Genomic DNA, 18,862 nt, shown 5'->3' on the forward strand with positions numbered 1-18,862 from the left:
ATTACTCTATAGCTAGTTTTCTAATGGTCACACCCCAACTTTCCCCTATAAAAAAGTTATCTTCATCGTCTGCCGCAATACAATAAGGATAATTAAAACTTGATTCCAAGGGAGCTCCATTGGCTCCACCAAAAACGAGATATTGCCCTGCTATGGTCGAAACCTGTCCCGATAAACGATTAATTTTGCGTATAAGGTTTGAATTCGAATCTATTACATATAAATTTCCATCTTTATCAATACACATACCTACCGGAGAGTAGAAAGATGCCTCTTCTTTTGGTCCGTCAAAGCGTCCCAATCCATTAAATCCAGCATATTCTTCTACAATCGAACCATCTTTACTTACTTTGTAAATACCATTTGAAGATTGAACACTAACAAAAAAGCAGTCATCGACTGAACTATAAGTCATATATGAATAATCACTTGTTCCTACATTGCCGCATGCAGTATTCAAAATTTCAACATTATTTGGATTACTGATCTGTATCCTTCCAAAAACCGCATTTTTATCTCTGAAATAGAGCCACTCTTCCGAATCGTCTAAGCATGCCGAAAAAACTAATCCCGTTGATCCTGAAATTTGCGCCGCCATAATTTGAGGAGCCCACAATGACGATTTCTCATACATGTATATTTTGTGTGGCGAACTTCTGCCTATACTGTATATTTTACTTCTGTCTTTCGTTACAGCAGGATGTGTACCATCAAAACCAGTCTGTAACGTAGAAATCTTATTATCATTAACTGAGATGTAGCGAACATTAGAAGAAAGACTTTCGAAACTGATCAATTCGTCATCATTTAGCGCTGCCAGACCGAAAGTTCGTTGAATACGTCCATCTGCTAAACTTCCATCAACAGAACCACCGGAACTAGCTACTCCAACTACATTTGATACACTCTCGGCAACTATATACTTAAACGTTTCTGTCGTCTCCGATGAATCACTCACAATTTTGACTTTTATGGTATTGGCTCCTCCGTATTGTTTAGGGACTAGACAGTAGATAGTCTCGTTAGTCATTCCTACTATTGTTGCTTGTCGGTCCCGTTCATAGTCACTAAAAAAAACCGAGACTTTATCCTTATCCGTACCAAAATTCGATCCCTGAATAATAAACTGGGTTCTTATCCCCCCTGAATCTGGCATAAATTTATTTATCACAATCGGCTCAGAAGAATTATAGATTTCAGTTGAAAGGAGCTTATCGCTACTACACCTTGAAAAAAATAGCCAAACTGAAAACATAGCGAAATAAAGTGATGAGCGTTTCCCCATCATTCTAACAAGTATTTTAATTTTCATCATTTAGGTTATGTTCCCTTATATATCGGGAGTTTAAACATTTACTATCACATAAGAGTTGAGCGCACACACCAGCACTCATAAGAAGTGTATTCTTTTACGAAGTATTTAGCATTTTTATCATTATTATGGTTTATATTATTATCGCAAGGTTCAAAATCCTAGGTATACCTCAACATTGATTATCTAACAATACAGCATATATATTGATTAGCATATTGCAATAATAGCTAGATCAGAGGCAAAGAAAAAGGGGGGGATTCATAAAAAAAGGGGGGAGAAATAACACAACTATGTTAACAGATGTTAATTCAATAAAATCTATAAAAAAGAAGACAAAATTATCAAATCTGCAAAAAAAAAACCGAATATTACTTACTTTAGCATTAAACTAACGCCTAACAAGAATAAGACAAACTTAATATTATGAAGTTATACGTAAAAGTCTTTATCTACATCCTATTTCTACTGTCCCAAGTACATGCCCAAAACACCGTTGAATATCTTGGAATAGAGCAAGGCTTATCCAACGACTATATAACGGATATCTACCAAGACAACGACGGCTTTATGTGGTTTGGCACAGCTAATGGGTTAAATCGATACGATGGTTATGAATTCAAAATATTCAAGAATGTTCCACACGATATCCACTCGCTACCAGATAACCGCGTCACCGATATCATTGAAGATAAAAAAGGGATACTTTATATTTCAACAAAAGTAGGAGCTGCTGTCTTACATCCTGCTCATAGCGGTTTTACACGATTGAAACTCCAAACAAAGAAAAACAAACTTGATTCCATTGATTTCTCTATCCATCAGTTCGAAATGGACAAAAAGGGAAATATTTTTGCAGGTAGCGGTAAAGCTGGCTTACTTGCTATCCGACATCAGGAAAATGAAGTTATTGCAGAATCAATACCATTACTGCTGCCTCATCAAAAGCCAACGACAACGTACAATGTCAGTGGAACGTGCCAAACGCCGGATGGTAAATTATGGATCGTGATTCACCATGTTGGGTTATGTTATTACGATAGCGAAAGTCATACGGTACGCCTACAGATGGCAGGAAACTTCAATGCCAGTTCAATGACCGCTTCAAAAGATGGCGACATCTGGTTTTCAACAAATTGGGGAATCTCCCGGTACAATACTACAAAAAGTAGTTTTCAATATTATACCTCAACAAATGGTTTGTGTCAGGAAAGGATTGTGCACCTGTATTTCGGTAAGGATCAAAAAATTTGGGCTTGCTCTGACGGAGGTGGTATTCAGAAAATCAATATACAAACAGGACAAATTGCACACCTTCCTTTATTCAGCGGTACACAACTTACAAGCAACTCTGTATTTGCCGTCTACGAAGATAGGCAAGATCGCCAATGGATAGGTACATTACGAGGGGGCGTAAATCTTATTGATCCTAACAAGGGAAAGTTTCAACTCGTTAAAAATAACAGTGAAAATCAAAAAATCAGCTCGCGAGACTTCGTCCTTTCAATCGAGGAATCCGAAAATGATAATTTATGGGTGGGCACCGATGGTGCAGGACTATTGAAGTGGAATATGCCTCATCAACGTTTCATAAATTATCCCCTTTCTAATAGCAATTTACTCAAACAAGCTTTTGTAACAGGGCTAATAGAAGATAAAAATAATTTTTTATGGATAGCGACCTACGATCGCGGAATCCTTAAGCTAAACACCAAAACTGGGGATATTAAAAGCTACGATTGTTTTTATCCGCAGACAAGCTACTCCAACAAAGCAGTTTGGCGACTTTACGAAGACAGTGAAGAACGGCTTTGGGCTTCTACATTAAATGGAGGGCACGTTTATCAACTGGACAAAAAAACAGATCAATTTATTCCGCTCGACATTCCCATTTATGATATTTTATCCTTTATGGAAGGAGAACAAAATACACTTTGGATGGGGTCATGGGCAGAACTTGTTTATTATGATATCAGCACAAAAAAACACAAAATATTCCCCATCGGCACCCCCGTGCGTTTTATACAACATGCCGAAGATAAAAAACTCTGGATAGGAACAGAAGGTGGCGGCCTACTCCTATTTGACACACTTACCGGAAAGATCATCCGCTATACGGAAAAAGAAGGCCTCCCCAGCAACACCCTACTAAATGCGTTGCGTGACAAAAGAGGAAATCTCTGGATATCAACCTACAATGGACTATCGAAGTTCAATACCGACGACCGCAGCTTTCAGAATTTCTACAAATCAGATGGTCTTCAAAGCAATCAATTCAACTACAACGCAGCACTAACACTAAAAAATGGAGAAATGGCCTTTGGGGGGATCAGAGGCTTCAATATATTTAATCCGGAAGATATGCATCTTCGCTCTCAATTTCCTTCGCTGGTACTAACACAATTTCAAATTGACAACAAACCTTATACGAGCTACAACGATTACGTAGATTATCCGCTTTCGGCAATAGATGCATTAGAAATTCCTTACGACAATGCCATATTATCTTTTTCTTTTGCGGCATTGGAATATAGCTTTCCGGACAAAATCAGATACTCGTATTTCCTGGAAGGATGGGATAAAGATTGGAATTATGTAGACAAACAGCGGTCAGCTCATTACTCTCATTTGAAAGAAGGAACATACACCCTTCGCATTCGATCTACCGACGCCAACGGAAAATGGAATAGCGTCGAGCGTCTAATAAAAATTAGGGTACTTCCTCCCTGGTGGCGCTCTTTGTGGGCTTACCTTTTTTATGGGGTCGCTTTGGCTACAGCGTTGTACCTGTATATCCGTTACGTGAAACATCGAACAGAATTATTATACCGACTAAAAACATCGGAGTTTGAGCGCAGCAAAGAACATGAACTTAATGAAAAGAAAATCACGTTCTTTACCCATATCGCACATGAATTTCGTACCCCCTTAACTCTTATCGTTAATCCATTAAAGGAAATTTTATATCAATCAGAACCTCCCGAACATCAAACGGAAATACAGCATGTGTACAGCAATGCGCGGCGTTTACTCAGCCTAGTCGACAAACTTTTGCTCTTTCGAAAAGCGGATAGTGACTTTGACGAACTCCGCATCGTCAAGCTCGATTTTTCTGTGCTCGCTCGTGAAGTGTTTTATTGTTTTCAACAATTGGCACATTCTCGTCATATAAACTACACCTTTTCGAATACAGAAGAGGACTATAGCCTCTATGGTGATCGCGAAAAACTCGAAATATGTCTTTTTAATCTCTTTCACAATGCAATCAAATATACCGCAAACCAAGGTAAAGTAGATATCGTACTTCGGTTACATTATGGAAACATCATTTTAGAGATCAACGATTCCGGTAATGGAACCCATCAAGCGCTAGACGAGAACATATTCAAGCCTTTCCAACGCGACTATTCCAGTAATAGTCAAGCAAAAGAAGGCTTCGGCATTGGACTTTTTCTTGTTAAAAAGTTTGCACAGGCACATCAAGGAAATATTACATTTCAGCAGAACAGCATGGGAGGCACAACTTTCTCCTTAGCGATTCCACGCTCTTCGTCTATTATTAAAGATAATCTCATTTTCGAAGACGTTCCTGAACACTCGATATTCATAAAAGAACTTATGGATGAAGATACGCCTTCCGATATTCAGAAAGTAGCTTCGGAGTATGAACATCAAGAAGTTATAACAACTCCACTAACCACCTCTCGCGATATCATGCTCGTTGTCGATGATAACGATGATATACGAAATTATATCAGCAAACTCTTCCTGTCTAATTTTGACGTTGTGCAAGCGGAAAGTGGGGAAAAAGCATTGGAACTTCTACGGACCTTGGAGCCCAGCATTGTGATCAGTGATGTCGTGATGCACCAAGTCTCGGGTATAGACTTGTGCGAAAAAATAAAGAAAAACAACAAATTAAGCCATATTCCTGTTATCTTATTAACCGCTAGTTTCTCTCCTGACGTTAAATTGAAAGGTATCGAAGGAGGAGCTGATGACTATATAACCAAACCTTTTGATAAGGAAATCTTGACCGCCCGTGTCAACAACCTGATTCAGAATCGTCATCGTTTACATCAGTATTTCCATAGTGCCATCACTTTACAAGTCAATGACCACAAAATACCTGTGGAATACAAAGATTTTCTAGAGCAGGCTATTGCCGTAGTAGAAGCGAATTTACAAGATGTTGATTTCTCCGTCAAAACATTGGCAGAACAACTTGGCATGAGTCATTCGAATCTGTACCGACGTATAAAGTCTATTTCTGGAAAATCGGCCAACGAATTTATTCGCTATATTCGACTTCGAAAAGTTGCCCGATTGTTGATTGATACAAACGCGAACATCAATGAAGCAGCCTATGCCGCAGGATTCAGCGATATTAAACATTTCAGGCAACAGTTTACCAAACTATTTGGTGATACGCCATCGGCTTACCGAAAAAAATATGCGCACCTGAAAAACAAGTATCATGTACATATAAAATAGGGATAACGTATTAAACTCGTATCCTGCAAGACCGCTATTTTGTACATGTACATTAAGCCAGTGTACAATTTAATGGATACTGCCTATAAGATTTACAGGCATATAGTACGGAACAATACAAGTATGATATACTCGAGTACAGGCATGAAACGCAGCAACACAAGTATGATATACTACAATACAGGCATGTAACGCGGTAATACAAGTATGATATACTCGAGTACAGGCATGTAACGCGGCAATACAAGTATGATATACTACAAGACAGGCATGTAACGCGGCAACACAAGTATGATATACTCAAGTACAGGCATGAAACGCGGCAATACAAGTATGATATACTACAAGACAGGCATGAAACGCGGCAATACAAGTATGATATACTACAAGACAGGCATGTAACGCAGCAACACAAGTATGATATACTACAAGACAGGCATGAAACGCGGCAATACAAGTATGATATACTACAAGACAGGCATGAAACGCGGCAATACAAGTATGATATATTACAATACAGGCATGTAACGCGGCAATACAAGTATGATATACTTGAGTACAGGCATGAAACACGGCAACACAAGTATGATATACTCGAGTACAGGCATGTAACGCGGTAATACAAGTATGATATACTACAATACAGGCATGTAACGCAGCAACACAAGTATGATATACTTGAGTACAGGCATGAAACACGGCAACACAAGTATGATATACTCGAGTACAGGCATGTAACGCGGTAATACAAGTATGATATACTACAATACAGGCATGTAACGCAGCAACACATGGATAGCGTTAGTCATATTTGAGTAGATACAGATTTAATAATTAAGCACTTAAATTAGTTTAACCAAGAGCAATCGAGTATCTGACTAACAATTCAAAATGAAAGCCGTTGATCTATCCAGAGAGAAAGGATCAATAAAGTAATTCCAAGAGAAGCGTCCTTTTCAGACGCCCCTCTTTGCTTTTGATATTAAAATCAACTATTGTGCGTCCCACCACACGCGATTGATTAACGCATCATTCGTATGTTGTGGTTGTGGATTATTTGTCACTTCAGTAAGTGGATACAACATTTTTCTTGGGATATCGGATAAAGCATTTTGTACTTTTACTAAAGCAGGATAGCCCGTACGTCTCCAATCGTTAAAAATTTCCGGTGACAAAAAATTAGCGACAGCTTTCTCTTCCATAATATAAGACATTGCATTACCTGCGTTAATAGTTCCACGTGCAGTTAAATAAGATTGAATAGCTGCTGTTGAAGTAACACCAATATGCTCCATATCCGCTTCAATAGCCTGACGATAAAACGGCTGCGCACTCGCTGCATTTGAAACAATTAATGTAGCCTCAGCCTTCAACAATAACGCCTCTCGGTAATTGATCAGCGAGAGTGGCGAACTTTCGCTCGCATAGAAATTGCCCCCAATCGAATACGCTTCTAGTGAGCCTATACCTACTGTTCCTATCAATCGTCCACTATAATCGTTGTTCAAGGCCGATCGAGCAACCAAGCTGGATAAGCGAGGGTCGTTCCGATTGACTAAAGAATCCACAGTCTTCGACGAGAGCACGATAGTTTCGCCAGGGAGGAAATTTTTGAACCATCTATTTTCGCGGCCCGCAGATCCGTCATAAGGCAAAGCCAGATCATCATCATTACTTTCCATACCATTCTCTAATGCTGTCAAAGCAAGATGAGCCTGCTCAGATGCCGCATATCCAGGAGCTTTTGTTAGGTGCATATAATACCTAGCTTTCAATGTATAAGCAGCCTTAATCCACTTCTGGGTATCACCAGCAAAAAAGAAATCATCGCTACCTGGTGTGGAACCACCTCCGGATGATAACCGGGTGATAGCCTCATCAAGCAATCCTTGTACGGTATTATAAATATCTTCCTGTGCATCATAAGCTGGCGTAAAATTGGCTGAACCGTTTAAACCTTCAGAGTAAGGGATGTCGCCCCACATATCGCTGGCATAAGCGAGCGTATAAGCCAATAAAACATCTGCGATACCACCATAAATCTCATTCCCTTTTGATTCTGCCTTTTCTTTCATCAGCTTTATATTTTGGAGACAAGAGGTGTAAGTGTAATACCAAGGATCATCTAAATCAACAGGATTTAGCCTATAAGTTCCGACATTAGGTACAGCTTGGTTTAAGGCTATCAATTGCATGAAATGCGCAGCATCAATAGAGGCCCAACCAGCGACTACGTTATTCACTAAATTATACTCAATAGCAGGCAATAATAAGGATTCTTGTACATCCGCAGGTTGATTCGGATTTTCGTTGACGTCTAGAAATTTATCACAACTCGCTTGAGATAATAACGTACACGCGCCAATCAAATAAGCATATATCTTTTTCATTTTTTACAATTTAAAAGGTTAACGATAGGGTGAAATTGTAGGAGCGGGAAGTAGGCGCCGAATTTCCATAAAGGCCTATTGCCCCATTTCCTGTTCCATAGCTATTCACTTCAGGGTCTGAACCCGTAAAATGTGGTGCATAGATCCATAAATTTCGTCCTGTCACAGTAAAAGATCCTCGTTTAAAAGGTGTGCGCTCTATCCATTTTGTAGGAAAGTTATAGGTCAGATTTACATTTCGCAATTTAATATACGTTCCGTCCTGAATAGCCGATTCATAGATATCGCTAAGCCGTTGAAAATAACTCTGTCCCGATACCGTAACTGTATTGGTTTCTCCGGTATTCACATTTACTCCCTCCACAATTCGATCCTCCCTGTTCTCAGTAGCTTTACTTGTTCCATAGAAAAAGCCGTAGCGATCATCGGAGTTCATAATGTCTCCACCTTTTCGCATATCGAAGAAAAAGCTCAAGCTGAAATCCTTATAAGTGAAACTATTATTCAACCCCGCCAACCAATCGGGTTGGATATTTCCAATCTTTTTCGATTCGCTAATCACCGGCAACCCCGAATCATCTACTAAAAGCTGTCCAGCATTATTATAGCTGTAGCCTGTGCCGAAAAAGGTTCCGTAAGGATCTCCACGAAAGGCCCAAGTTTGCCCAATATTAACGTTACCGGCATCACCATTAATGTAAGTAACTTTATTTTTGATCTTCGTAAAATTCAATGTCAAATCCCATGAAAAATCTTCTTTTTTCACTGGAGAAATATTCAACAAAGCCTCGATTCCTTTATTATACATACTACCAGCATTGATATAGGAATTGCTATAACCTGTTGAGTTTGCCAAAGTAACATAGGAGAGTAAATCTTCGTGATTGCGATCAAAATAATTGAATTCAAAGCCGATTCTATTTTTCAAAAATTGAGCTTCTAAGCCAATTTCAATCTCTTTCGTCGTTTCATTTTTCAACGCAGAATTCCCTAACACGTTACTGATCAAAAAGCCTGGTACACCATTAAATGGAAAATTGGTAGCTACTGCATAATTTGTTGTAGTGGCATATGGAGAAACATTGTCATTTCCGACAATAGAGTAAGAAGCCCGTAGTTTTCCAAAATCAAGCCAACTCCACTTACTCTTCAATAATTCCGAAAATGCGAATCCTCCAGACACCGAACCATACATATATGTTCTGTTGCTCTTTTCAAACACAGAACTTTGCTCCAATCTTCCTGTCAACGAAAGCACGAGTATTTTCTTATAATCGACAGTAGGCTGTGCATAAAACGAAACACGTCTAAATTGCGTATAAGATTCCGATACCGTTTGATTCTCTGTATTACTGATATTATTAAAATCTTCCACGGTAAAGCCACCTGTACCTGTCAGTTCGTACGTTTGGTTATACGTCGAGAAAATATTATTCCCAACAAGCACACTAAGTTCCGTATCATCGGCTATAGGCTGGCGAAGTTCAGCAATAAAGTCATGATTGAATTGACGATAATTATTATTACGATCACGCAATATTCCTGTTGTACCAAGCATATCGCTAGGCAATTCGTGGTATTTTGATTGTTCAGAATATAGATCCGCTCCTATCCTCTCTGTAAAGGTAAGCCAGCTAAATGGAGTATAAGAGAAATTCGCTACTGGCAGTATTCTATTCCCTGTGATATCAGTGTAGATATTTTCTAAGGCCCAATACGGGTTATTTCTTGAATAGCGAAACATCCGCTGATTTCCATCGTCGTCGACCGCAGGGGAAGGGTCCCAAGAGAATGGAGCTGTATAAATGGTCCAAAGGGGACTTTCTAACCCATACCCTTCTGATGTACGATGAGCAGTAGTAGGCACATAATTAAATTGAAATCCTGCAGAAAATTTATCTGTGATTTTATTATTATACTTCGCAAAAAAAGCATGTCTTTTGTAATTCGTTGTAGGAATTGTACCTTCCTGATCCAAATACGAATAAGACATAAAGTAATTCGCCTTATCCGATCCTCCTTGAATACTCAAGCCATTTGTCCACGTTCTACCAGTTTGAAAAAATTCATCCATAGGGTTTACATTACGCACAGGCTGTCCGTCAACCATCAAAGTATCCAAGCGCGGTCCCCAAACCAAGCTGGTTTTTTGATCACTATCCACACCATTCCAATAAACACCATTCGTCCCTTGCGCATATAGCGATTGCACTTGTGGATAGATTGCTTTATCTATAGCGTACTGGGTAGTAAAATTAAATGTTGGTTTTTGTTCCTTAGATCCATTTTTGGTCGTCACGATGACAACCCCTCGCGCTGCACTGGAACCATAAAGCGCTGAGGCTGCAGATCCCTTAAGTACATTGACACTTTCAATAATGGACGGATCGATATCCGAAAATCGACTTATACCATTACCATTGCCATTATTCCCTGTTTGATCGTTATTAATCGGTACACCATCGACAACAATCAGGGCCTCATTGTTACCGCTTAAGGAACTCGTTCCGCGAATGACTATACGAGAAGAACTTCCAGGTTGCCCGGAGGAAGAGGTGATCTGGACACCAGAGACTTTCCCCGTCAAGGCGTTGAGTACACTTGACTCCTTAGAACGACTAATGTCTTCACCCGAAACTTCCTGGGTACTGTAAGTCAACTGCCTCTTTTCACGCTTGATTCCAAGTGCTGTAACCACAACCTCTCCAAGCTCCTCACTATCCTCGGATAACACAATTGTAAGTTCAGTTTTCGTTTCAAAATCTATCTCTTGGGACTTAAAGCCTAGATGTCGAACAAGTAATGTACCATTGGGAGCTAAGGATGTCAACGTAAATCTTCCGGAGGCATCTGTACTCGTAGCACTGGAAGTGCCTTTGACAGCAATAGATACGCCTGCTAGAGGCGACTTATTGACATCGACCACGACTCCTTTTAGAATCTGGGATTGTCCGGAGCTATCAAGCGACAGAAACAGCCCGATAACGATTAGCATGAAATAATTGATTCTCATTTCTATTTTTGTTTAGTGTTAGCATAATTAAACTCTCTTATCAAACCTTACCAACAAAAATATTACATATCAACCCCCAAAAACGCACATAATTTAGCTAAATCGAATTAAATTTTAACCAATACACTTATAATGACACAAAAAAAATCAGAACCATAAAAATAATCCTGATCTTTTTTATTAAACAATAAAAATTAAACAACACAAGTCAACAAGAACCCACTATTCATTAAATAAATTTGTTTTTTTTAACACAATTTCATAAGGCCACTGCTCATCAGTCTCATCTTTACCATCAATCAGATGACTTCGATGAATTTTCGGAGCTCCCATAACCACTAACCAGAGATAAGCTGTATCGTCAGGAACAGAAAATGCAACAGTCGCATTATCGTCTTTATATACTGGTCCATAAGTGCGCAAACCAGCCTTGGAGACAGCCAAGAAACCATATCGCCAACCTCCTTCTTCGGGATGTATTGTCCTATATCCCGCTAACCCCTTCTTTCCATTAAAGGTTAATTCGATTTCTCTATTTTCTCCCGTGGGAACGTGTAAGCGGATCGCATTGTAACCATAGTTCTGAGGAGTTTTATCTGCCGATATACGCCAACCTTGCTCAGGCAATGCGTCGAGCTTGGTAAAATGTTGGTTCGCATATTGGCGAGACACCGATTCGATTCTTGCCATATCCCAGGTGACAAAACGCCGATAAGCGTCAAATAATTCGTCATTAAAATGCTCCTGAGATAGACCTGCCAAACGTTTGTAGGTCATAACTGGATCTTCTCCCTTTTGTGCACTACGCCACATTTTCCCAATAAAATCTTTCCCATGTTTACTCGCCCAATATTCTAAAACAAAAGGAGAATGGTATTGATTTTCTTCATGTAAGAACGCATAATGTGTCTTCTCCATAAAGCCTTTCAAATGATAATTTTCAAAAGTTATCCAATCGGGATATACTTGCCATAACATATATTGGGAAGTCATCTCAAATATAGAATTGCCACGGCTTCCTTCAATCGGAGAGGAATATGCCCAATTTCCGTCACATTTTGCTAAATACTGAAAACTATGCCCCATTTCGTGTGCAAGCGCACCATATGGAGCATTCTTTATTCGAGCGGCGGGCGTCCACATTACACCTATTTTATCCGCTGCACCTCCACCATATGCCGTTCCATCATCGCCTCCGAATACATACATCAACAACTTGTATCGATCGGAAATAGAATTCCCTTCCTCTACAAATTTTAGTTCTTTGGTATAGAATTGATACAAGTCTTCACAAGTCTTCAACACAGCTTCCGGATCAAATCTTTTCGCCTCGTCATTATTGTGCATCGGTTGATCCCCATATTCTTTAGCCCAAAAGAGAACAATATTGGCAGATTCCACTCGTCTCGTATTGCTATATTCACTCTCCGGATTTTCATAATCGTTATTCTCGGGCACTCGCCAAACCTCTGTGGGCAAATACACGTCTTTACTCCCTATCTGTATCGAATCCATTCTTCCTATTGATATGGCAGAAAAAGAAGAATTTAAAAAAAACAGTTGAGCCGAAAAAACGGCGATACTTATCAGATGAATCAATTTTCTTTTCATAATTTATAGTTTATCAGCAATGTGTATAGAATTTTTTCTATCAAAGATAGAATTACGTGATACAGCAAACTTTCCCAATATTGACCATTGCCATCTGATATTTAGCAAAAAATTCAAATCTTGAATAATTGATATTCAACATATACAAAAAAGGCCGACCTCAGAAGGGTCGACCTTTACTACTAAGTAAACAATTTACCTGAATAGGTTTCTTTAATCTATTAGGATCTGATCGAAGACGTTAAATCAGATCTTATATTTAATAAACGGTGATCTCACCCTTGTTAAAGTTGAGGGTTATTTTGTTTTGATTCAAAAAAGGGGTCCCTAACAATCCAACGATCGGTAGTGCATCATCACCTTCTCCTCCGCCAATCGCTTGATTAGTAAAAACAGTATACATATCCTCAAGAGCGACCGACCCGATCATAGCCTTCATAAGATAAGCAACACGATTATTCTGCGCTACGCCTCCTACTCCGGAGATGCTTACATTCTCATCTCCATAATCAATATAGGAATTCATAGCTGCAGCCACATCTTCCTTCAACACATTTGCATTCGCCCCACAATCAATTCCCATTGGATAAACATGGTCACCTATGGCAATGTCAACTATAGGAATATGTCGCTTCATTCGCATGGAAAATAGGCCTTGATATTTACCTTTTTTGAAGCTCGAACCAACAAGATCGCCATCCTTATCAACCCGCTCTAAGAGTAGTTCTTGTCGAGTATAATCAAAAGTTAGCTGATAATCCTTTAACATACCATATCCCATCAAACCAAAAATAGGCACCCCATTTTCTAATTCCATATCATCCATAGCGGCAACAGGAGCATCCAGATCCTCAATAGTCATTCCTCCCCATTTTAAGGTATTTCCCACAGCCCATTGAACATCCCGCATCGTGCCTCCCATTCCTGTAAAATCAACGGAAACTTCTTTATTTATATGCGACACAGAAACATACTTTTTCCGTAGAATGAGTACCGGTGCACCACTATCAAACATAAAGAAACCCTGTTGGCCATTCAATTCAGCAGGTACATAAATAAGACCATTTTCCATTTGGAACGGAATACGTAAAGTATCTGCTTTCTCCGTAGCATTTAATGCTTGTGTCAAAGCCTCTTCCGGATTACCCTTTAGCCGCGCTTTAATAATACCAAGGTTAACAAGTTTCCCCAATTTATTGAATTGAAATGTAGGTTTTCCCGATTTTCCATCTGCATAGGTAACCTGCAGTGAAACAAGATGATCTCCATTCGCTAATGACATGTCACTAATAATATCAAACTTTTCAACACCTTTAAAATTGGATAAAATTTCCGGCAAGACCTTCTGTATATCCATAGGGGGCAGATTACCAATACGGCTGGAATCCGTCATCAACGCGAGTAAAGCTCTACTATTTTTTTCATTTAAGAAATTAACTATCGCCTCGACTTCTTCTTTTATACCTTTCTTTTGGGCTAAAGTAAATGAAGAGCAAAAAAGGAAAAAAACATAAAAAAAAATGAATCTCTTTATCATCGTACGATTTTGTTTGTGTTATCCAACCAGTTTAAAATTATATTCAATGTCGATTCAGGCATTGGTCCTAAATTACGGTATTCCTTGGTATCACAAGTTTTACATTCCTGCATCAAATGATTGACTTGTGGTAATAATTTTGTCGTCACTTTACCTTGTTGTCCTGACAAACTATATGTTGCCCAATACTGAAGATTAACAGGCGTCACAAAAAGATCCTTGTCTCCGTTTAATGCCAAAATAGGTACATCAACGTGGCTTAAAACCATCTGCGAATTATAACGCACAAAATAGCGATACCACGGACCAACAGCTTGCTGTACATAAGACCAAATAGGAAAACGAAAATGATCGTGTTCAATTCCCAATGTAGCAAAATAAATATTGTCTTTTTCTTTCCAATAGTTATAAGTAGCATTTAACTTGCTTTCCAAACTATCCGATTCAGCATATTGATAAGCCACAGCAAACATCAACCGATTGATTTCATTTGACCGCTTTTTATCAATAACTGTCATCGGCGAGTTGTTCACCAGACTTTCATTCTGCAAGAATAACGATTCCAATCCACTTGTTGCCAATCCAGCCAAACTAACCAAAAAGGAAATATTGTTGGATTTCGAAGCTGCTATCGCTATCGCAGCTCCACCTTCACTGTGCCCTAAAAGACCAATTTTAGAAGTATCAACTTGGGGATGTTTTTTTAAATAATCCACGGCCTCCAACGCATCGTTCGCAAAATCGGCAGTAGTGGCAGCCATATAATTACCCGTCGTTTTCCCAACGCCACGATCATCCATACGAAGCACGATATAACCCTGTCCACTCAAATGAGCTGCTATTTGGGCGAAAAGTGGCTGTCCCGCCATCTCGCAATCTCTATTTTGAGGTCCTGTACCCGATACCAAGACCAATGCAGGATATTTCCCAGATTCTTTAGGGCTTGTGATTGTCGCTCCAAAACTTATCGTATCATGAACGGCATGAAAAACAACATCCTCTGCTTTGAAATTTTGCGCTGCAACAAACGGGCTTAACAAAGCGAATAACGCTAACAATAATATTCCCTTCAGGATTTTCATTTTTATCTAATTTATTTTTCAGCTTTTACCAAATTCACCATCTCTATAATCTCGTCGGAAAGTTCCGAAGCACTTCCCATGTAACCGATTTCCGAAAAACGTAATTTTCCATTAGGTCCAATTACCATTTTGTGTGGGATAGCTGTAACGCCTGCTTTTTTAGACACATTACTATTGACATCCAATAACACGGTAAATGGATAATTGTTCTCCTTCATGTAATTCGTAACATAGTCTTTCATATCTGCTTTACGCTCTTGTGTATCAACAAAATAAAAAACCACATCTGAATCATTTTTAAAATGCTCAACGGCCAATTTCATTCCCGGAAAGGCTCCTTTACAAGGTGCACACCAAGATGCCCAAAAGTCCAAAACTACAATCTTCCCTTTCTGATCAGACAAACGTACTTTGTTGCCATATTGGTCTAACAATTCAAAATCAGTAAAGTCTTTGTTTATCAGTAGACCTTTCACCTTTGCTTTTAATTCGTTTCCTTTATCTACATCCTTTAGTCCGGCCAAATATGTTTCATAACCTTCGATCGAACTATTTTTCTTTTTATACAACTCTTTTAACAAGTCTAACATGTAGGTCGAACTTTGGTTTAGCGAATAACTTTTCTCTAAAGCGATCTGCAACTCTTTCATTTTCGACTGGCCTTCAAGCACCCGAATATAGGTATCATTTAAATCAGCATTTTCGTAACGCGCTGTGCTCTGCGCTGCTGCCGCATAAACGAAAGCCTCATCATACAATTTGTTATCGACTAATATCTTTGCAAAAAGAGGTGCATTAATGTAGTAAAGTGTGGCATACTTATCTGAATGAAAATTATCTTTATAGTAATTTAAGCGATCCATCACGACACGTGCATAGGGTAAAATCTCAGCCGCATTCATGCTTTTTTGCGAAATGTATGGCACATCTAACGATCTATATATGACATTGGATAAAGCTTGGTATGGAGCCGTCGTCGAGATATACTTCGTATAAGTGCTCAAATCTTTCTGCATACTTGTATAGACGGAAATAATCCAATAAGCACTAACATAACTGATACGATTGGCGTCATTGAAAATTGAATCTGCATCATTATAAGGATGTTTGTCAACAAAATTCATAGCTGCATTTAATCGCTCATCGTCTGTCTTAGCCTCCTGTATTAATTTAAAGTCACTTAAGCGTTGCTGTCCTGTCACATATTCTCCTTTTGGGAACTTAGTTCGGATTTGTGTTTCTATTTCTGCTGTCTTTGCCGTATCCTGAAGAATTTCTTTGTACACCTTATAGATTTCTAACAAATCCTCTTCTCTTATTTCAGGAATTTGCTGAAGAGCGTTCAATTCGTTCTGCAGTTTACTTGAAGATTCAGCTGTATTCATATGTTTTAATGCACTTGCTGCAGCATATAGCACTCGAAAACGATTCTCGGGATGATATTGCAACTCGTACTTTGCCCACATCAACAAAATTTCATCCGTCTTGTAGGAAGTGGTATCAACGACGTAAGGTACACCTCTTACAATATGAGGTGTCCGCAACAATCCCCACCCCAACATACCACCGGATACTTGGCGTCCATCGTTTGCCGACAATATGTAGGAATAGGTCTGGTCACCACCATTATCTTGTAAGGTATCGGATTGGAATACAATATTCATCAAACCTAAATCGGCAGGTAAAACATATTGCGTTGTCCAGACCGAGTCTTTCTTGGCAAATTTCAAGTTATCATGTATCCATTTAAAATTTTGGAAACCTGTAAGCATTCCAGATATTTCCGTTGCATTTTTTAGTGCGGTATTTCGCGCATCATAAATTAGCTGAATGGTATCTAGTTCTTTAGGAAACTCAGGTATCACCTTAAAGTTAGCGTTTTGCGCCATCAAAGGAGCACTAAGTAATAATACTCCTGTTAACGCATTAAAAGATTTTTTGATTATTTTATTCATTGTTCTCATACTACTTATCTATCTTCTTAATACAACTTCCGGTTATGGGTTTTGCACGATTTCGGGACTTAAATTAATTTCATAGGATGCAATAGGAAACACATAACGATTGCTGTTCGGTGCAAGAGTTGTTGTTTTTCCACCGAATGTACGGGTATACGTTTTTTGAAATCTCGTATCATCTTTTAATCGGCGCATATCCCACCAACGTAACATGCGGAACATAAATTCGCGACGACGTTCCTGAATAACCTTTATAAGTGCTTCATCAGCTGTGCCTGCGGTCAAATTAACATTACCATTAGGTAAAATTCGCTTTGCACGTAATTGATTAACCAACGCCATAGCTGCTGCAGGTTGATTATTACGGGCTTCCACTTCTGCTTTGATTAATAGCATTTCAGGAACAGTAGGCCCTACGTTTCGTCCTTCATTCATGATGTAATCAAGATAATAATAGCGTCCTTCATATACATCCCACGAAGAGATGATACTTCCCGGAACAGTAAACAAATTATAACGTTGATCATTGGTATTAAACAAACTTAAAAGATCATCACTCAATCGAAGCGCAGTCGTCGTGTATGCAGTTACACCATTAATGGGAACTTTCGACAACAAAATTTCACTATTGAAAACCCGCTGTGGATAATTAGTCGATGTTAATTCCGTAAGAGTTGTCAAATCGATTAGATCGCTTTTCAATGCTAAAGCCTGATCTGCTGCTGCTGCTGCTTCAGTATAACGGTTCATATAAAGACAAGTTCTTGCCAAGAGACCATATGCTGATGCTTTTGTTGGTAAGGTTGTATACGACTGTGTGGAGGGAAGACTCGATATTGCTGTTTCCAAATCGGATAAAATAGATTCATAGATTTTTTGCACAGGCTCTCTCACTAAAGGCTGTTCTGTTGTCGGCGCGAGCACAAGTGGAACACCTAAATCTGTAGAAGCTGTACTCTCTATGTAAGGTTTTGCATAAGTATTCACGAGCATCAAATATGCAGATGCACGATGCACCTTAGCTTCTGCGATCAAAGCATCTATTTCATCTTGCGTGCCGTCTGAAACATTAGGGACCTCCGCGATAACAGTATTGGCATACGCAATAGTATTATACAGCCAACTCCAATTATCATCCTTATAGTACATATTCTCTATAGGATAGATAACGTCCGACCACTGGTAGGCTCTCCCATAATAACCATAATAGTCGCTACTTGCTAAAGATAACTGTTGTGCTGATCCATCTAAAATCTCTAAATCGTCGGAAGCCATATCAGATATGGTCGGAGCTGCTTCCCAAACGGATGTATTATTTAACAAATACCTATAATTCTCTATTGTTCCAGGAGTGAGCTGTCCTTGTGTCTTTATGTCCACATATTTTTCACAGCTGCTTAAGCCTATCAATGAGAGTATTGAAAAACCTAATTTATATATTATTCTCATTTTTGCTTTTTTGTTG

General features: G+C 39.0%; 9 protein-coding genes. 1 reads left to right on the forward strand and 8 read right to left on the reverse strand.

All coding sequences use genetic code 11. The features are described 5' to 3' along the window. Window position 1 precedes the first annotated feature (1 nt). On the reverse strand, window positions 2-1,171 hold the full coding sequence (locus ACSZOX_RS19300) for an IPT/TIG domain-containing protein (RefSeq protein ID WP_437921828.1): 1,170 nt from the start codon (window positions 1,169-1,171) through the stop codon (window positions 2-4). Window positions 1,172-1,738: 567 nt separating this feature from the next. On the opposite strand from ACSZOX_RS19300, the gene ACSZOX_RS19305 reads away from it, so the two are divergent. Then, a complete protein-coding gene (locus tag ACSZOX_RS19305) occupies window positions 1,739-5,806 on the forward strand; it encodes a two-component regulator propeller domain-containing protein (protein ID WP_437921829.1) in 4,068 nt (1,355 codons plus the stop codon). A 992-nt stretch (window positions 5,807-6,798) separates the two neighbouring features. Here the strand turns inward: ACSZOX_RS19305 and ACSZOX_RS19310 are convergent. From ACSZOX_RS19310 to ACSZOX_RS19340, 7 genes are all read right to left on the reverse strand, one after another. Then, window positions 6,799-8,196, reverse strand: coding sequence for a SusD/RagB family nutrient-binding outer membrane lipoprotein (locus ACSZOX_RS19310; protein WP_437921830.1), 1,398 nt, complete (start codon window positions 8,194-8,196; stop codon window positions 6,799-6,801). A 10-nt stretch (window positions 8,197-8,206) separates the two neighbouring features. Continuing rightward, window positions 8,207-11,209 carry a SusC/RagA family TonB-linked outer membrane protein gene (locus tag ACSZOX_RS19315; RefSeq protein ID WP_437921831.1) on the reverse strand — a complete coding sequence of 1,001 codons (3,003 nt, stop codon included), beginning with the start codon at window positions 11,207-11,209 and terminating at the stop codon, window positions 8,207-8,209. 222 nt (window positions 11,210-11,431) lie between these two features. Continuing rightward, window positions 11,432-12,820 carry a DUF6055 domain-containing protein gene (locus tag ACSZOX_RS19320; protein WP_437921832.1) on the reverse strand — a complete coding sequence of 463 codons (1,389 nt, stop codon included), beginning with the start codon at window positions 12,818-12,820 and terminating at the stop codon, window positions 11,432-11,434. Window positions 12,821-13,079: 259 nt separating this feature from the next. Beyond that, the gene (locus ACSZOX_RS19325) at window positions 13,080-14,357 is read right to left on the reverse strand and encodes an aspartyl protease family protein (protein ID WP_437921833.1); all 1,278 of its coding nucleotides are present in this window, start codon (window positions 14,355-14,357) and stop codon (window positions 13,080-13,082) included. Further along, window positions 14,354-15,439 carry an alpha/beta hydrolase gene (locus ACSZOX_RS19330; RefSeq protein WP_437921834.1) on the reverse strand — a complete coding sequence of 362 codons (1,086 nt, stop codon included), beginning with the start codon at window positions 15,437-15,439 and terminating at the stop codon, window positions 14,354-14,356. Before ACSZOX_RS19330 ends, ACSZOX_RS19325 begins: the two co-directional genes overlap by 4 nt. A gap of 11 nt (window positions 15,440-15,450) precedes the next feature. Then, window positions 15,451-17,394 (reverse strand): TlpA family protein disulfide reductase, encoded by a 1,944-nt coding sequence (locus ACSZOX_RS19335; RefSeq protein ID WP_437921835.1) that lies wholly within the window; start codon window positions 17,392-17,394, stop codon window positions 15,451-15,453. A gap of 42 nt (window positions 17,395-17,436) precedes the next feature. Beyond that, window positions 17,437-18,846 (reverse strand): RagB/SusD family nutrient uptake outer membrane protein, encoded by a 1,410-nt coding sequence (locus ACSZOX_RS19340; protein WP_437921836.1) that lies wholly within the window; start codon window positions 18,844-18,846, stop codon window positions 17,437-17,439. Window positions 18,847-18,862 lie beyond the last annotated feature (16 nt).

This window comes from Sphingobacterium sp. LRF_L2, from assembly GCF_965644235.1.
Taxonomy (GTDB): Bacteria; Bacteroidota; Bacteroidia; order Sphingobacteriales; family Sphingobacteriaceae; genus Sphingobacterium.